The 13,238-nt window shown below is 69.2% G+C and carries 14 protein-coding genes; all 14 read right to left on the bottom strand.

All coding sequences use genetic code 11. The annotated features are described in order from the left end of the window. The 14 genes from ACFWZ1_RS04415 to fliI all read right to left on the bottom strand — a co-directional run bounded on the left by ACFWZ1_RS04415 (position 1) and on the right by fliI (position 13,218). The gene (locus ACFWZ1_RS04415) at positions 1-945 is read right to left on the bottom strand and encodes a MinD/ParA family protein (RefSeq protein ID WP_439665576.1); all 945 of its coding nucleotides are present in this window, start codon (positions 943-945) and stop codon (positions 1-3) included. Then, positions 942-2,363: a flagellar biosynthesis protein FlhF gene (flhF, locus tag ACFWZ1_RS04410; protein WP_439665575.1), complete on the bottom strand. Its 1,422-nt coding sequence runs from the start codon at positions 2,361-2,363 to the stop codon at positions 942-944. Before flhF ends, ACFWZ1_RS04415 begins: the two co-directional genes overlap by 4 nt. Before the next feature lie 111 nt (positions 2,364-2,474). Next, positions 2,475-4,568 carry a flagellar biosynthesis protein FlhA gene (gene flhA, locus ACFWZ1_RS04405; protein ID WP_231324033.1) on the bottom strand — a complete coding sequence of 698 codons (2,094 nt, stop codon included), beginning with the start codon at positions 4,566-4,568 and terminating at the stop codon, positions 2,475-2,477. Positions 4,569-4,595: 27 nt separating this feature from the next. Further along, positions 4,596-5,732: a flagellar biosynthesis protein FlhB gene (gene flhB / locus ACFWZ1_RS04400; protein WP_439665574.1), complete on the bottom strand. Its 1,137-nt coding sequence runs from the start codon at positions 5,730-5,732 to the stop codon at positions 4,596-4,598. A 4-nt stretch (positions 5,733-5,736) separates the two neighbouring features. Next, entirely contained in the window at positions 5,737-6,507 is a 771-nt protein-coding gene (gene fliR, locus ACFWZ1_RS04395) for a flagellar biosynthetic protein FliR (protein WP_231324029.1), read from the bottom strand. Between the two features lie 12 nt (positions 6,508-6,519). Then, entirely contained in the window at positions 6,520-6,789 is a 270-nt protein-coding gene (gene fliQ, locus ACFWZ1_RS04390; RefSeq protein WP_209615958.1) for a flagellar biosynthesis protein FliQ, read from the bottom strand. Beyond that, positions 6,786-7,556, bottom strand: a complete 771-nt coding sequence (gene fliP, locus ACFWZ1_RS04385) for a flagellar type III secretion system pore protein FliP (protein WP_439666869.1) — start codon at positions 7,554-7,556, stop codon at positions 6,786-6,788. The genes fliQ and fliP overlap by 4 nt, the downstream gene beginning before the upstream one ends. 47 nt (positions 7,557-7,603) lie before the next feature. Next, a complete protein-coding gene (gene fliO, locus ACFWZ1_RS04380) occupies positions 7,604-7,984 on the bottom strand; it encodes a flagellar biosynthetic protein FliO (RefSeq protein WP_439665573.1) in 381 nt (126 codons plus the stop codon). 4 nt (positions 7,985-7,988) lie between these two features. Continuing rightward, on the bottom strand, positions 7,989-8,324 hold the full coding sequence (fliN, locus tag ACFWZ1_RS04375; protein WP_439665572.1) for a flagellar motor switch protein FliN: 336 nt from the start codon (positions 8,322-8,324) through the stop codon (positions 7,989-7,991). Next, positions 8,321-9,334: a flagellar motor switch protein FliM gene (gene fliM / locus ACFWZ1_RS04370; protein ID WP_231324023.1), complete on the bottom strand. Its 1,014-nt coding sequence runs from the start codon at positions 9,332-9,334 to the stop codon at positions 8,321-8,323. Before fliM ends, fliN begins: the two co-directional genes overlap by 4 nt. 14 nt (positions 9,335-9,348) lie before the next feature. Next, positions 9,349-9,867, bottom strand: coding sequence for a flagellar basal body-associated FliL family protein (locus tag ACFWZ1_RS04365; RefSeq protein ID WP_439665571.1), 519 nt, complete (start codon positions 9,865-9,867; stop codon positions 9,349-9,351). Between the two features lie 507 nt (positions 9,868-10,374). Beyond that, the gene (locus ACFWZ1_RS04360) at positions 10,375-11,388 is read right to left on the bottom strand and encodes a flagellar hook-length control protein FliK (protein WP_439665570.1); all 1,014 of its coding nucleotides are present in this window, start codon (positions 11,386-11,388) and stop codon (positions 10,375-10,377) included. Between the two features lie 67 nt (positions 11,389-11,455). After that, a complete protein-coding gene (gene fliJ / locus ACFWZ1_RS04355) occupies positions 11,456-11,884 on the bottom strand; it encodes a flagellar export protein FliJ (RefSeq protein ID WP_439665569.1) in 429 nt (142 codons plus the stop codon). Beyond that, a complete protein-coding gene (gene fliI / locus ACFWZ1_RS04350) occupies positions 11,881-13,218 on the bottom strand; it encodes a flagellar protein export ATPase FliI (protein WP_439665568.1) in 1,338 nt (445 codons plus the stop codon). Before fliI ends, fliJ begins: the two co-directional genes overlap by 4 nt. Positions 13,219-13,238: the final 20 nt, after the last annotated feature.

Here is a 13,238-nt window from a genome sequence, read left to right as displayed (position 1 = left end):
TCACCACCCCGACGCCGTCACGGCCTGGCCACCGAAGAATGCGATGCGGTCCAGGCCCGCGCGCGCGGGTTCCTCCCAGTTATCGACCGCACCTGCCAATTGCTTGAATGCCTGCGACGAACGCGCCGCCGGCCACATGTCCACCACCGCGTTCTGGCGCCGGATGGCCTGCTTGAGCCGCTCGTCCTGCGGCACGAACCCGAAGAAATCCAGCACCACGTCCAGGAAGCGGTCGCTGACCTTGGCCAGCTTCTGGTGCAGCGCGCGGGCCTCGCCCAGGTTGCGCACCATGTTGGCGACGAAGCGGAAGCGGCGCACGCCAAAGTCGCGGGAGAGGACCTTGATCAGTGCGTAGGCGTCGGTGAGCGAGGCCGGCTCGTCGCAGACCACCAGCACGACGTCATCGGCCGCCGCGGCGAACATCGCCACGTTGTCCGACAGGCCCGCGGCGGTATCGACCAGCAGGTAGTCCGGCGGACGGGGCAGCTCGTCGAACGCGCGGATCACCGCGGCATGCTCGCCGTTGCCCAGCTGCGCCAGGCGCCGCGCACCGGACCCGCCGGGGATGACCTTGAGCCCGTGCGGGGCGTCAAGCAGCAGCTCCTCCAGCGTGGCCGTGCCGTCCAGCAGGTGGCCCAGGTGGCGCGAGGGCGCCAGGCCGAGCAGTACGTCGACATTGGCCAGGCCCATGTCGGCATCCAGCAGCATCACCTCGCGCCCGGCCATCGCCAGGCTCATCCCGAGGTTGACCGCCACGGTGGTCTTGCCGACGCCGCCCTTGCCGCCGGCGACCGCGATCGCGCGGCAGCGGCGGCGCGGTGCGCCTGCGTTGGCCGCCTGGTGCGGCCGGTGCGGTGCGGCCGGCGCGGCATCGCGCTCGCCCGTGATCGCGTTGAACATGTCTTTCAAGCCCCACGCCTGATTCATTGCAAGGATTCCGCTCATGCCTGGGCCACCATCGTCCCGAAACGCTCGGCCAGCACCGCCTCGTCGGCGGCCGGCGCATTGCCCTTGAGCGCCTGCGCGGCGCGGCACACCAAGAGGCGTGCATCGGCGGCGGCGATGTCCTCTGGCACGCGCTGGCCGTCGGTGGTGTAGTCCAGCGCCAGCCGGTGGCGGATAAGCACCGACAGTGCGCCGCCGAGGCTGGGCGCCTCGTCGAGTTTGGTCAGGATCGCCGCGTGCGGATTGGCCGGCAGGTACGCGCGCACGGCTTCTTCCAGCGACTGCGCCTGCGCATTGGCGGCCAACACCAGGCAGACGCGCAGGTCGCCGGCCTCGCCCAGCGCCTCGAGCTGTTCCTTCAGCCGCGGGTCGTTGCCGGCCAGGCCCGCGGTGTCGACCAGCACGGTGTGGCAACCCTTCAGCAGTTCCAGCACCTGGCGCAGGCTCTGCGCGTCGTACGCCGGGTACACCCGCACGCCGAGCAGGCGACCGTAGTGCTCCAGTTGCGCGGCGGCGCCGATGCGGTAATGGTCGGTACTGACCAGCGCGACCTGCGAGGCGCCGTGGCGCACCACTGCCCGGGCCGCGAGTTTCGCCAGCGTCGTGGTCTTGCCCACGCCGGTCGGGCCGACCAGCGCGGTAACGCCGGCTTCGTCCGAGCGGCCGCGGCCGCTGACGGCGATGCCACGGCTCAACATGCCCAGCGGCAGGTAGCGCGCCTGCTCGGGCGTCATCTGCGGCGGCAGTTCATCGGCCAGCGCGCGGGCGACGTCGGCGTCGATGCCCAGCCGGGTCAGCTCGCGCAGCACGCGGGTGTGCATCGGCTGGCGGCGTTCCATGTCGTTCCAGGCGAGGCTGGAGAGCTGCATCTCGAGCATCTCGCGCAGGCTGGAAAGCTCTGCGCGCATGCGCACCGTGTCCTGCGCGGCACGCTCGATCAACGGATGGACCGCCGGCTCGGCAGGAGCTTCGGGCGCCGGCTGAGACGGCGACGGTTGCGCCTTCGCCTGGACCAGACCCTCGGCCTGGACGCGGGGCGAGACGTGCGGAGCGCGCACTTCGGCACGCACCGGCTTCGGCTCTCTTTCCTCCGGGGCGACCGAGGCCTTCGCGGCGATCTCGATCGGCGTCGGACGATTGGCAGGCGCCAGCGTTTCGACGCGCGCCTCGCGCACCGGCGGCGGCGGTATGGCGGCGGCACGCGGCGGCAGCGCCGGGGGCTCGGCGGCCGGCGCGGGGGCCGCGCCATGGCGCGCGGCTTCGCGCACCAGCGCCTCGTCGTAATCGACGGCGGCGATGATCTCGATGCCTTCGTCGAGCTTGCGCGTGGACAGGATCACCGCATCGGGTCCCTGCTCCTCGCGTACTTCGCGCATCGCCTGGCGCATGTCCGGCGCCACGAAACGTTTGATCTTCATTGCCTGCTCCGCAAGCGGGTCGCGGCCATCGTGTCCATCGCCGCGGCGGCCCCAGGGCCTTGCGCTGTCTGCATGTGCAACTGGCGAATCACGATGCCCGTCTCCCGGCCTTTAACGTCCCAGCGCCTGGACCAGCCGCACCCTGCGGTTGTCCGGCACCTCGTTGTAGGCCAGTACGTGCAGGTTCTGTGCCACGTGGCGGGTGAAGCGCGCGAGCCACGGACGAAGCTGCGGCGCGACCAGCAACACCGCCGCTTCGCCGCTCATTTCCTGGCGGCGCGCGGCGTCGGCGACGCTCTGCTGCAGCCGGTCGGCCAGGCCCGGTTCGACCGCCGCGCCAGCCACGCCACCGCCGGAGAGCGAGTTCATGAGGATCTGCTCGAGCTCCGGCGCCAGCGTGATGACCGGCACCTCGGTGCCCAGCCCCGTGATCTCCTGCACGATCTGGCGGCCCAGCGCGACGCGGACGGCGGCGGTGAGCATGCCGGGATCCTGACTCTGGCCCGCGTGCTCCGCCAAGGTTTCGACGATGGTGCGCATGTTGCGGATCGGCACGCGCTCGGCGAGCAGGTTCTGCAGCACCTTGACCACTACGCCCAGCGCCATGCGCTTGGGCACGAGGTCTTCGACTAGCTTGGGCGCGGTTTGCGCCAGGCGGTCCAGCAACTGCTGCACGTCCTGGTGGCTGATCAGTTCGTGCGCGTGGGTCTGTAGGATGTGCGACAGGTGCGTGGCCACCACGGTGGCCGGATCGACCACGGTGTAGCCCAGGCTCTGCGCCATCTCGCGCTGGCCCTGCTCGATCCACACCGCTTCCAGGCCGAACGCCGGGTCCTTGGTCTGGATGCCCTGCAGCGGACCGTGCACACGGCCGGGGTTGATCGCCATCAGGCGCTCGCTGTGCACTTCGGCCTCACCCATCGGCACGCCCATCAGGGTGACGCGGTAGGTGTTGGGCCCCAGGTCCAGGTTGTCGCGGATGTGCACCGCCGGCACCAGGAAGCCGAATTCCTGCGAGAGCTTGCGGCGGACCGACTTGATCCGCCCCATTAGCTCGCCGCCCTGGTGGGTGTCCACCAGCGGGATCAGCCGGTAGCCCACTTCCAGGCCCAGCGGATCGACGCTGGCGACGTCGTCCCAGTTGAGCTCCATGCGCTCGGGGGGAACGGCAGGCGCGGCAGCCGGTTCGGCGATCGCCTCGGCCAGCTTTTCCTTCGTCTCGCGCTCGCGCTTGATCATCAGGTACGCCGCGCCGCCGCAGCAGCCGCCCAGCAGCAGGAAGGCGAGATTCGGCATGCCGGGGATCAGGCCCATCACGCCCAGCACCGCGCCGGCCACCGCCAGCGCGCGCGGCTGGCCGAACACCTGGCCGATCACCTGCTTGCCCATGTCCTGGGACTTGGACACGCGGGTGACGATCACCGCGGTGGCGATCGAGAGCATCAGCGCCGGCACCTGCGCGACCAGGCCGTCGCCGATGGTGAGCAGGGTGTAGGTCTTGGCCGATTCGCCGGCGCCCAGGCCGTGCTGGAACATGCCGACGAAGAAGCCGCCGATGATGTTGATGAACAGGATCAGGATGCCGGCCGTGGCGTCGCCGCGGACGAACTTGGACGCACCGTCCATCGAGCCGTAGAAGTCCGCTTCCTCGCGTACTTCCTGGCGCCTCTCCCGTGCTTGCTCCTGGGTCAGCAGGCCGGCGTTGAGATCGGCGTCGATCGCCATCTGCTTGCCGGGCATCGCGTCCAGGGTGAAGCGGGCGGTCACTTCCGATACGCGGGTGGCGCCCTTGGTGACCACCACGAAGTTGATGATGGTGAGGATCGCGAACACCACCAGGCCGACCGCGAAGTTGCCGCCGATGACGAACTCGCCGAACGCCTCGATCACCTTGCCGGCCGCCCCCGGGCCGTCGTGGCCGTGCAGCAGCACCACGCGGGTCGAGGCGATGTTCAGGGCGAGACGTAAAAGCGTCGCCATCAGCACGACCGTCGGAAAAGCGGCGAACTCCAGCGGCCGCATCACGTAGATCACCGCCAACAAAATGACGAGCGACAGCGCGATGTTGAAGCTGAACAGCATGTCCAGCAGGAACGGCGGCATCGGCAGCATGACCATCGCCAGCATCGCCAGCATGACCACCGGCGCGCCGACGCCGCGGCGTCCGAGCTGCTTGAGAGATTCCATTGCGCCAGCGGCGGCCATGCGGTGTTCCCCTTAGAACCTGAATTTCTAGAGCTTGTATGGGCCCATCAGGTCCGGATCGACCTGGGGCTGCGGCGCCGGCGGCGGCTCGTCGCCACGTGCCGTCGCCTGCTTCAGCTGGTAGACGTAGGCCAGGATCTGGGCCACCGCCACGTACAGCGAGACCGGGATTTCCCGGCCCAGCGAGGTAGTCGCATACAAGGCGCGTGCCAGCGGCGGCGCCTCGACCATCGGGATGCGGTGGCCGCTTGCCACCAGGCGGATCTGCTGGGCCAGCACGTCCACGCCCTTGGCGATCACGCGCGGCGCGCCGGCGCCGTTTTCGTCGTATTTCAGCGCGACGGCGAAGTGGGTCGGGTTGGTGACGATGACGTCGGCCTTGGGCAGCTCCTGCATCATCCGGCGGCGCGACATCTCGAACTGCACCTGGCGGATGCGGCCCTTGAGTTCGGGGTTGCCCTCGGTTTCCTTGGCCTCGTCCTTGAGTTCCTGCCTGGTCATGCGCAGGCGCTTGGCGTGGTCGAACTTCTGGTAGAGCGCGTCCGCGCCACCGATCAGCGCGAGCAGCGCGCCGAACAGCAATGCCGAGCGGCCCAGCAGCGACATCGCACGGGCCACGCCAAGCGCCACGTCCGCGCGGCCCAGTGCCTGCAGCTCATCCACCGAATGCTTGAGCAGCAGCGCCAGCGCGCCACCGATGAAGAGCAGCTTGACCAGCGACTTGACCAGCTCGACCAGCCCGCGCATGGAGACCAGGCGGCCCAGGCCGGCGACCGGGTTGAGCCGGTCGAACTTCGGCTGCAACGCCTGGCCGCTGAAGCTGATGCCGCCGAGCAGCATCGGCCCCGCGAAGGCCGCCAGCACGGTCGCCACAGCCACCGGCATGAACAGCATCAGCGCCTCGCGCACCGCCATGCCGAGTACGCGGGCGGGCAGCGCATCGGAGAACAGCGCCTCGCGGCTGTAGGAGAGGCCGAGGCCGTAGATCGTGCGCGCGTGTGCCATCGCGCCTTCGCTGCCCGAGAGCAACGCCGCCACGCCGGCCAGCACCACCAGGGCGCCGGAAAGGTCGCGCGATCGGGGTACGTCGCCTTTTTCGCGGGCCTCTTTGAGCCGTTTTTCCGATGGTTGTTCTGTGCGTTCCTGGTCGTCGTTCTCGGCCATGACATCAGCCTCCGACCAGTTCGTGCATCAGCGACCAGGCGCTGTCCTGCAGCGTTTCGAACGCACCCGGGAGCGCGCGCAGACCCATCCACAGCGCGATCGAACCCAGGCACAGGGTGATCGGGAAGCCGACCGCGAACAGGTTCATCGAAGGCGCTGCGCGACTGATCGCGGCAAAACCGATGTTCACCACCAAGAGCGCGGTGACCGCCGGCAGCGCCACACGCACCGCGCCGGCGAAAAGATGCGTGCCGAACAGCACCACCGCGTGCAACCCTTCGGCATTGATTGCCACGGGACCGGGCGGCAGCGTCTGGAAGCTGTCGGCCAGCAGCTGGATCAGCCGCAGATGGCCGTTGAGCGCCAGGAACAGCAAGGTCACCAGCACCATGTAGAACTGGCTGAGCACCGGCGTGCTGCCGCCGCCACCGGGATTGACCACCTCGGCGAAGCCCAGGCTCATGCCCTGCCCCACCAGCTCGCCGCCAAACGCCACCGCTTCGAACACCAGCTTGAGCACGAAGCCGACCGAGGCGCCGATCAGGATCTGGCTGACCATCGTCGCCACGCCGCTGGCGCTCAGCGGATCGACCGCTGCGGGCGCGAGCGGCGCCAGCACCAGCGTCAGCATCACCACCAGAGCGACGCGGATGCGCGCGGGAATCACGCCCGAACCCAGCACCGGCGCGATCAGGCACAGGCCGCCGACGCGGCCCAGCGCCCACAGCAGGCCGCCCAGCCAGTTCTCCAGCTGGGCCAGGTCCACCGTGGTCATTTCACGGCCCCACTATTTGACGGCACCGGGCAGCCCCTCGATCAGTTGCCGCGTGAACTGCACCAGGGTGCGCAGCATCCACGGACCGGTGATCAGCGCGACCACCGCCATGGCGATCAGCTTGGGGATGAACGAGAGGGTCATCTCGTTGATCTGCGTGGCCGCCTGGATCACGCCGACCAGCAGACCCACGGCGAGCGCGGTGAGAAGCAGCGGCGCGGCGACCAGGATCGCGATGTACAGCGCGTGCTGGCCGAATTGAATGACGGATTCCGGGGTCACGTGTAGAAGCTCCCCGCCAGCGTCCCGATCAGCAGCGTCCAGCCATCCACCAGCACGAACAGCATGATCTTGAACGGCAGCGAGATGATCATCGGCGAGACCATCATCATGCCCATCGACATCAGCACGCTGGCGACCACCAGGTCGATGATCAGGAACGGGATGAACAGCAGGAAGCCCATCTGGAACGCGGTTTTCAGCTCGCTCGTCAGGAACGCCGGCATCGCCACGCGGAACGGCACGTCGTCCTTGCTGGCGTAGGGCTTCTCCTTGGCCAGCTGGGTGAACAGCTGAAGGTCGGCATCACGGGTCTGGTCGAGCATGAAGCGCTTGAACGGCGCGCTGGCGGCGGGCAACGCCTGCTCGGCGGTCAGCTGGCCGTCCATGTACGGCTTGACGCCATCGCTGTAGGCCTTGTTGAACACCGGGCCCATCACGAACATCGTCAGGAACAGCGCCAGCCCGAGCAGCACCTGGTTGGGCGGCGTCGACTGCGTGCCCAGCGCCTGGCGCAGGAAGCCGAGCACGATGATGATCCGGGTGAACGAGGTCATCATCAAAAGAATCGCCGGCAGCAGCGTAAGGACCGTCATCAGGCCCAGCAACTGCAGTGACAGCGTCCAGTTCTTCGCGCCGCCAGGCGCGTCGTGCACGGTCAGCACCGGGATGCCGCCCGGCATGGCAGGGCTCGCCGGCATGCTCAGTGCCGGCGCCGCCGGGCCGGGTGCGGCCTGCGGTGCGGCGAAGGCGAACAACGGCAACAGCATCAGCACCAGCGCGAGCACCCAGCGCGCGCCGCGGAAGGAAAACAGTTTCACGACTTGCCTTTCCAGCGCGACAGCAGTTGCGCGAAGTTGGGAGCGGCCGGCAGCGGCGCCGGCGGGTTGGCATCGGCCGGAGCCACGCCTTCGTACACGTGCAGGGTGCGCAGGCCACCCTGCCCCACGCCGACCAGCAGGCGCTTGCCGTCGGCGTCGATCAGCAGCACGCGCTCGCGCGCGCCGACCGCCATCGATTCCACGCAGCGGATGCGCCGACCACCCGGCAGGTTGCGCGCCTGCAGGCGGCGGCTCATCCACCCGGCCACGAAGATCAGCGCGATCACCGCGGCCAGGCTCAAGAGCACCCGCAACAACTCCCCGCCGACGTTGATGTCGGGCGCGGCGGTGGGCGCGGCGAAGATCAGGGCGAGCATGGGATCAACGCAGCTTGCGCACGCGCTCGGCCGGGCTGACCACGTCGGTCAGGCGGATGCCGAACTTCTCGTTGATCACCACCACCTCGCCATGCGCGACCAGCGTGCCGTTGACGAACACGTCCAGCGGTTCGCCGGCGGCGCGGTCCAGTTCCACCACCGAGCCCTGGTTCAACTGCAGCAGGTTGCGGATGCTGATCCGGGTGCGGCCGACTTCCATGGCCAAGGTCACCGGCACGTCCAGGATCATGTCCAGGTTGACGTCACCGGTTTCGCTGGCGAAGCCGGCCAGGGTGTCGGGGTCGATGCGGTCGGCGACCGCGGCGTCGTTGGCGTTCATGCGCTTTTCTTCTCGATGAATTCGCCGGCCGCGCGCCTTTCGCGCCGGCCGACCTGGGCCTGGAACTGGATCGCCGTGTGGCCGTTGGCCTGGCCGTAGCGGCCGCGGAACACCGGCACGTCTTCGGCGAAGACGGTGCAAAGTTCGGGCAGCGTCACCGGGATCACGTCACCCGGGCGCAGGCCCAGGAAATCCCCGATGGACAGCTGCGCCTCGATCAGCAGCGAGCTGATCTCGACCTCGGCGTCGAGCACTTCCTCGTGCAAGTGCTCGGTGAAGCGGTCGTCGCGGTCGGCCAGGTCGCTCTGCACGCCGGCGTCGAGCAGCGTGCGGATCGGCTCGACCATCGCGTATGGCAGGGTCAGGTGGATTTCGCCGCCGCCGCCGTCGAGTTCGACGTGGAAGCGCGAGACCACCACGGTTTCCGTGGGGCTGACGATATTGGCGAACTGCGGGTTGATCTCGGAGTTCATGTACTCGAACTCCAGCGGCAGCACCGGGTTCCACGCCTCGGTCATGGCGCCGAACAGCTCGGTGAGCATGATCTGGATCACGCGGTTTTCGATCGCGCTGAAATCGCGACCCTCGATGCGCGCGTGGAAGCGGCCGTCGCCGCCGAAGAAGTTGTCGATCACGGTGAACACCAGCCGCGGCTCGAACACCACCAGCGCGGTGCCGCGCAGCGGCTTGATCTTCACCAGGTTGAGGTTGCTCGGCACCGCCAGGCTGTGCACGTACTCGGCGAACTTGACCATCTTCACGCCGAGCACCGACACCTCGCAGCTCTTGCGCAGGACGTTGAACACGCCCAGGCGGAAGAAGCGCGCGAAGCGGTCGTTGACCATCTCCAGCGTTGGCAGCCGGCCGCGCACGATGCGGTCCTGCTGGGTGAAGTCGTAGGACTGCACCGCCTCGGTGGGAGGTGGCTCGTCCTCGCCGGTGGCGACGCTGCCGCCGGTGACGCCGTCGAGCAGCGCGTCGATTTCGTCCTGGGAAAGAAGATCGCTCATGGGCGCTCAGGGCCTCACTGCATCACGAAACTGGTGAAGTACAACGCGTCGATGCCGGGCTTGCCGGTGCGCGCCGCGACGATCTTGCGCACCGCGTCCAGCGCATCGGCCTGCAGCTTCTGCTTGCCGACGGGGTCGCTGAGGATCGAGTAGTTCTGGCGGCTGAACAGCATCACCAGCGCGTTGCGCACGACCGGGTCCACACCCTTGACGGTGTCCAGCGCGGCCTGGTCGTGCGACATCAGGGTCACGCCGACCTGCAGGTAGCGCATGGCGTCGTCGTCGCGGAAGTTGACGACGAAGGCCGGGTCCAGCGGCAGGAAGTATTCGGGCTGGATCTTGGTCGGCTGGGCGTCGCCGGCGTCCTTCCCGGCCGCCGCCGTGGCGGGCTTGTGCTGCCCGTGCGATACGAACAGGTACGCGCACGCGCCGGACACCGCCAGCAGCGCCACCACCAGGCCGATCACCAGCAGCGAGCGCTTTTTCTTCGGTGGCGCCGCCGCTACCGCTTCTTCTTCTTCCGTAATTGCCATGCCTTAGAAACCTCGGTGTTGTTTTTCTTGTTGGCTCCCGGGGGGCGCCACCTTGCAGGGACCTTGTTGCAATCCGCGTGCCACGGCGGGAGGGCTTGGTCCTGCTTGGTTTGCGGCAGGCGCGGCGCTTTCTTGACGCGCGTCGGGGAACGGGCGCGTCGCGATCACGACGGGTGTCTGGAAATCGGCGGGGTCGGGAGCGCTCCGACTTCGGGCGTGATGCGCCTGCGCTCAGCGAACGGGATGGGCGAGGCACGCAAGGCTCGGCCACGCTCTCCCATCGGGAGAAGGGTTGGGAAGACCGTTCGATGGCGCCGATGCGCCCTGCTTTGCCCGGACTCCACCCACCCTTCGGCGCCTCTCATGGGGAAAGGTATTGGGCCGGGGCGAGGCGCTGCGCGACTGCGCTCGGCAAGAACGGACGATGGAAACGTTGCGGAAGAACGACCGGAAAACCCCGTTCACCTTGGGGCGCTGGCCGCAGGCGGAGTCGCGGGGCGCTCCGCGTCAGGCGAACGTATCGAGCATCCCGAGCGCGGCCACCGGCATGCTGGCCATCACGGCCGGTTCGGCGTCGACCTCTCCGATCGCACCCGCCGCCTCGCCACCGCGACCACCTTCGCCATGCTGCTGGCGCTGGCCCACGTCGGCCTGGCCCAGCGCCAGGCCATGCTGCGCCAGCAATGCGTCCAGCTGCGGCAGGGTCTGCTGCACGGCGTGCACGGCCGCCGGATGCTGCACGGCGAAACTCACGTCGACGCGGTCGTGGTTCAGGCTGACCTTGACGTCGAGCGTGCCCAGATCTTCCGGATGCAAACGGATGCGCGCCTGCTTGACGTCCTGCTGGCCCAGCCAGACCACGTGCTGGCCCAGCTCCTGCGCGAAGGCCGGCGTGCCGGCGGGGCTGGCGAGGTTGAGGTTGTGCGCCGGCGCCGCGGTCGTGCCGGCGTCGGGCACCGGCACCGGGTTGGCGGACAGGCTGCCCAGCTGCGCGACATCGATCGACGCGTCCTTCTGCTCGGCGGGCTTGGCCAGCATCGGCGCCAACGCATTGGCGTCGAGGCTGATCGCTGGCTTGGCCGTCGCTGCCGCGGCCGCGGTATTGGCGAGCAACACCAGCGCGGCCGGTGCCTTGGCGGCGGCGCCATCGGCGATGGCGCCGGTCGCCGCATGCGCCGGCATGCCGGCCGCGGCGAGCGGCTTGGCCGGCGCGGCCTGGCCGATCAGCGCCAGCATGGCCGCCGCCAGCGCGGCGGCATCCGCGTCGCTCGGGTCCTTCGCGCTTGCGTCGGCCGGCTTCTGTTTGTCGGCGTCGGTCTTCGAGGAACCCTTGGCCTTCGCCACCTCATGCTTGCCCTCGTCCTGCGCCGGCTTGTCCTGCGACTCGCCGTGCTGCTGGCGGGCGGCGTCCAGGTGGCGGTCGAAGCGGCTGTCGTCCGACCGGGCGGCCGGATCCGCGGCAGGGCGGGCCGGCGGCGGAGCCGGCTGGACGGGGTTCACGGCGGCGGTGGTCGCGCTCATGGGCACTTCCTCATCAAGGCTTCAAACGGCATGCGTCGAGTCAGTCCAGCAAACTTCGCGCCAAGGCCTATCGGGCGGGTCGCCGATGCTGCATGCGCTCGTCGATGTCGTTCTGCTCGCGGCGCTCCTCGCTCTTGCGTTCCTGCTCGCGATAACGGTCGATCACGTTGTCCAGCGCGGCTTCGCGGGCATGCGCGTCGCGCCAGGACCCGCGCATCTGGTCGAGCAACTGGCGCTGGCGTTCGATCTCCAGCACCTGCTGGTCGATCGCGCGGTCGATGCGCTCGACGAATTGCTGGCGGTTCATCAGCGCAACGGCCGTCAAACCGCCGACGCCGGGGCTGGCGTACTCCTGGCGGTAGCCGCGCAGTTCGGCAAGCTGGCGCTCGGCCTTGGCCAGCCGCTGCTGCTGCTCGGCGAGCTTGAGTACCGCATCTTCGCTGCGCTGTTTGGCCTGGTCGGCGGCCGGTTGCAGTCGGTCGGCGCGCTTGCTCACTGCGTGGCCTCGGCGGCCAGGGCGTTCAAGGCGGCGATGCCGTCGGCGAGGCTCATCGGTTCGTCCACTTCCTGCTGCAGGAACGCGCGCAGGCGGGGCCACATCACGATGGCCTGGTCGACCTGCGGGTCGGATCCCTTCTGGTAGGCGCCCACCGCGATCAGGTCGCGCTGCTGGCGGTAAGCCGAATAGACCTGACGGAAACGCTGCGCGGCGCGCTGGTGCTCGCGGGCGGTGACCGCCGGCATCACGCGGCTGATCGACGCTTCGATGTCGATCGCCGGGTAGTGGCCGGCCTCGGCCAGGTCGCGCGAGAGCACGATGTGGCCGTCCAGGATCGCGCGCGCCGCGTCGGCGATCGGATCGTGGCGGTAATCGTCGCCTTCGGTCAGCACGGTGTAGAAGGCGGTGATCGAGCCGACACCGCCGGCATCGTTGCCGGCGCGTTCGACCAGCGCCGGCAGCATGGCGAACACCGACGGCGGATAGCCCTTGGTCGCCGGCGGCTCCCCGATCGCCAGCGCGATCTCGCGCTGGGCCTGGGCGTAGCGGGTAAGCGAATCCATCAGCAGCAGCACGCGCTGGCCGCGGTCGCGGAACCACTCGGCGATCGCGGTGGCGTACTGCGCGCCGCGCAGGCGCTTGAGCGGCGGCGCGTCGGCCGGCGCGGCGACGATCACCGCGCGGCGGCGCCCTTCCACGCCCAGCGTGTGCTCGACAAACTCCTTCACCTCGCGGCCGCGCTCACCGATCAGGCCCACGACCACGACGTCGGCGTCGGTGTACCTGGTCATCATGCCCAGCAGCGTGGACTTGCCCACGCCGGAGCCGGCGAACAGGCCCAGGCGCTGGCCGCGACCGACGGTAAGCAGCGCGTTGATCGCGCGCACGCCCGTGTCCAGCGGGGTGTCGATGGGCTTGCGCGCCATCGGGTTGATCGGTTCGGCCTTGAGCGCGGCATGTTCGCCGGTGTCCAGCGGACCCATGCCATCGAGCGGCACGCCGTCGGCGCCGATCACGCGTCCGAGCAGGCCCGCGCCCACCGGCAGGCCGCCGGCATCGCTGAGCGGGCGCACGCGGGCGTTGGGCAGCACGCCATGCATCTCGCCGACGGGCATCAGCAACAGGCGTTCGTCGGCGAAGCCGACCACCTCGGTGTCGAGCTGGCTGCCGTCGGCGGTGTCGACCAGGCAGCGCGCGCCGAGCGCGGCTTCGCAGCCTTCGGCCTCGAGCGTGAGCCCGACCACGCGGCGCAATCGTCCTTCGACCGTGAGCGTATGGGCCGCCTGCGCGCGCTGGCGGCGGCGGGCCAGTTGCTGCGACCAGGCGTTCATGCCGCGGGCTCTTTGCGGGA

Origin of the sequence: Frateuria sp. GZRe14 (assembly GCF_051900395.1) — a bacterium.
GTDB lineage: Bacteria > Pseudomonadota > Gammaproteobacteria > Xanthomonadales > Rhodanobacteraceae > Frateuria_A > Frateuria_A edaphi.
Note: the sequence above shows the minus strand (reverse complement) of the source record. Positions and strands in the feature narration are given on the sequence as shown.

What these genes read in the sequence shown, in the direction of transcription:
- fliR (WP_231324029.1), bottom strand. Translation starts at nt 6,507, where the DNA reads ATGACCACGGTGGACCTGGCCCAGCTGGAGAACTGGCTGGGCGGCCTG.
- flhF (WP_439665575.1), bottom strand. Translation starts at nt 2,363, where the DNA reads ATGAAGATCAAACGTTTCGTGGCGCCGGACATGCGCCAGGCGATGCGC.
- fliO (WP_439665573.1), bottom strand. Translation starts at nt 7,984, where the DNA reads ATGCTCGCCCTGATCTTCGCCGCGCCCACCGCCGCGCCCGACATCAAC.
- flhB (WP_439665574.1), bottom strand. Translation starts at nt 5,732, where the DNA reads ATGGCCGAGAACGACGACCAGGAACGCACAGAACAACCATCGGAAAAA.
- fliP (WP_439666869.1), bottom strand. Translation starts at nt 7,556, where the DNA reads ATGCTGTTGCCGTTGTTCGCCTTCGCCGCACCGCAGGCCGCACCCGGC.
- ACFWZ1_RS04415 (WP_439665576.1), bottom strand. Translation starts at nt 945, where the DNA reads ATGAGCGGAATCCTTGCAATGAATCAGGCGTGGGGCTTGAAAGACATG.
- fliI (WP_439665568.1), bottom strand. Translation starts at nt 13,218, where the DNA reads ATGAACGCCTGGTCGCAGCAACTGGCCCGCCGCCGCCAGCGCGCGCAG.
- ACFWZ1_RS04365 (WP_439665571.1), bottom strand. Translation starts at nt 9,867, where the DNA reads ATGGCAATTACGGAAGAAGAAGAAGCGGTAGCGGCGGCGCCACCGAAG.
- fliN (WP_439665572.1), bottom strand. Translation starts at nt 8,324, where the DNA reads ATGAACGCCAACGACGCCGCGGTCGCCGACCGCATCGACCCCGACACC.
- flhA (WP_231324033.1), bottom strand. Translation starts at nt 4,568, where the DNA reads ATGGCCGCCGCTGGCGCAATGGAATCTCTCAAGCAGCTCGGACGCCGC.
- ACFWZ1_RS04360 (WP_439665570.1), bottom strand. Translation starts at nt 11,388, where the DNA reads ATGAGCGCGACCACCGCCGCCGTGAACCCCGTCCAGCCGGCTCCGCCG.
- fliM (WP_231324023.1), bottom strand. Translation starts at nt 9,334, where the DNA reads ATGAGCGATCTTCTTTCCCAGGACGAAATCGACGCGCTGCTCGACGGC.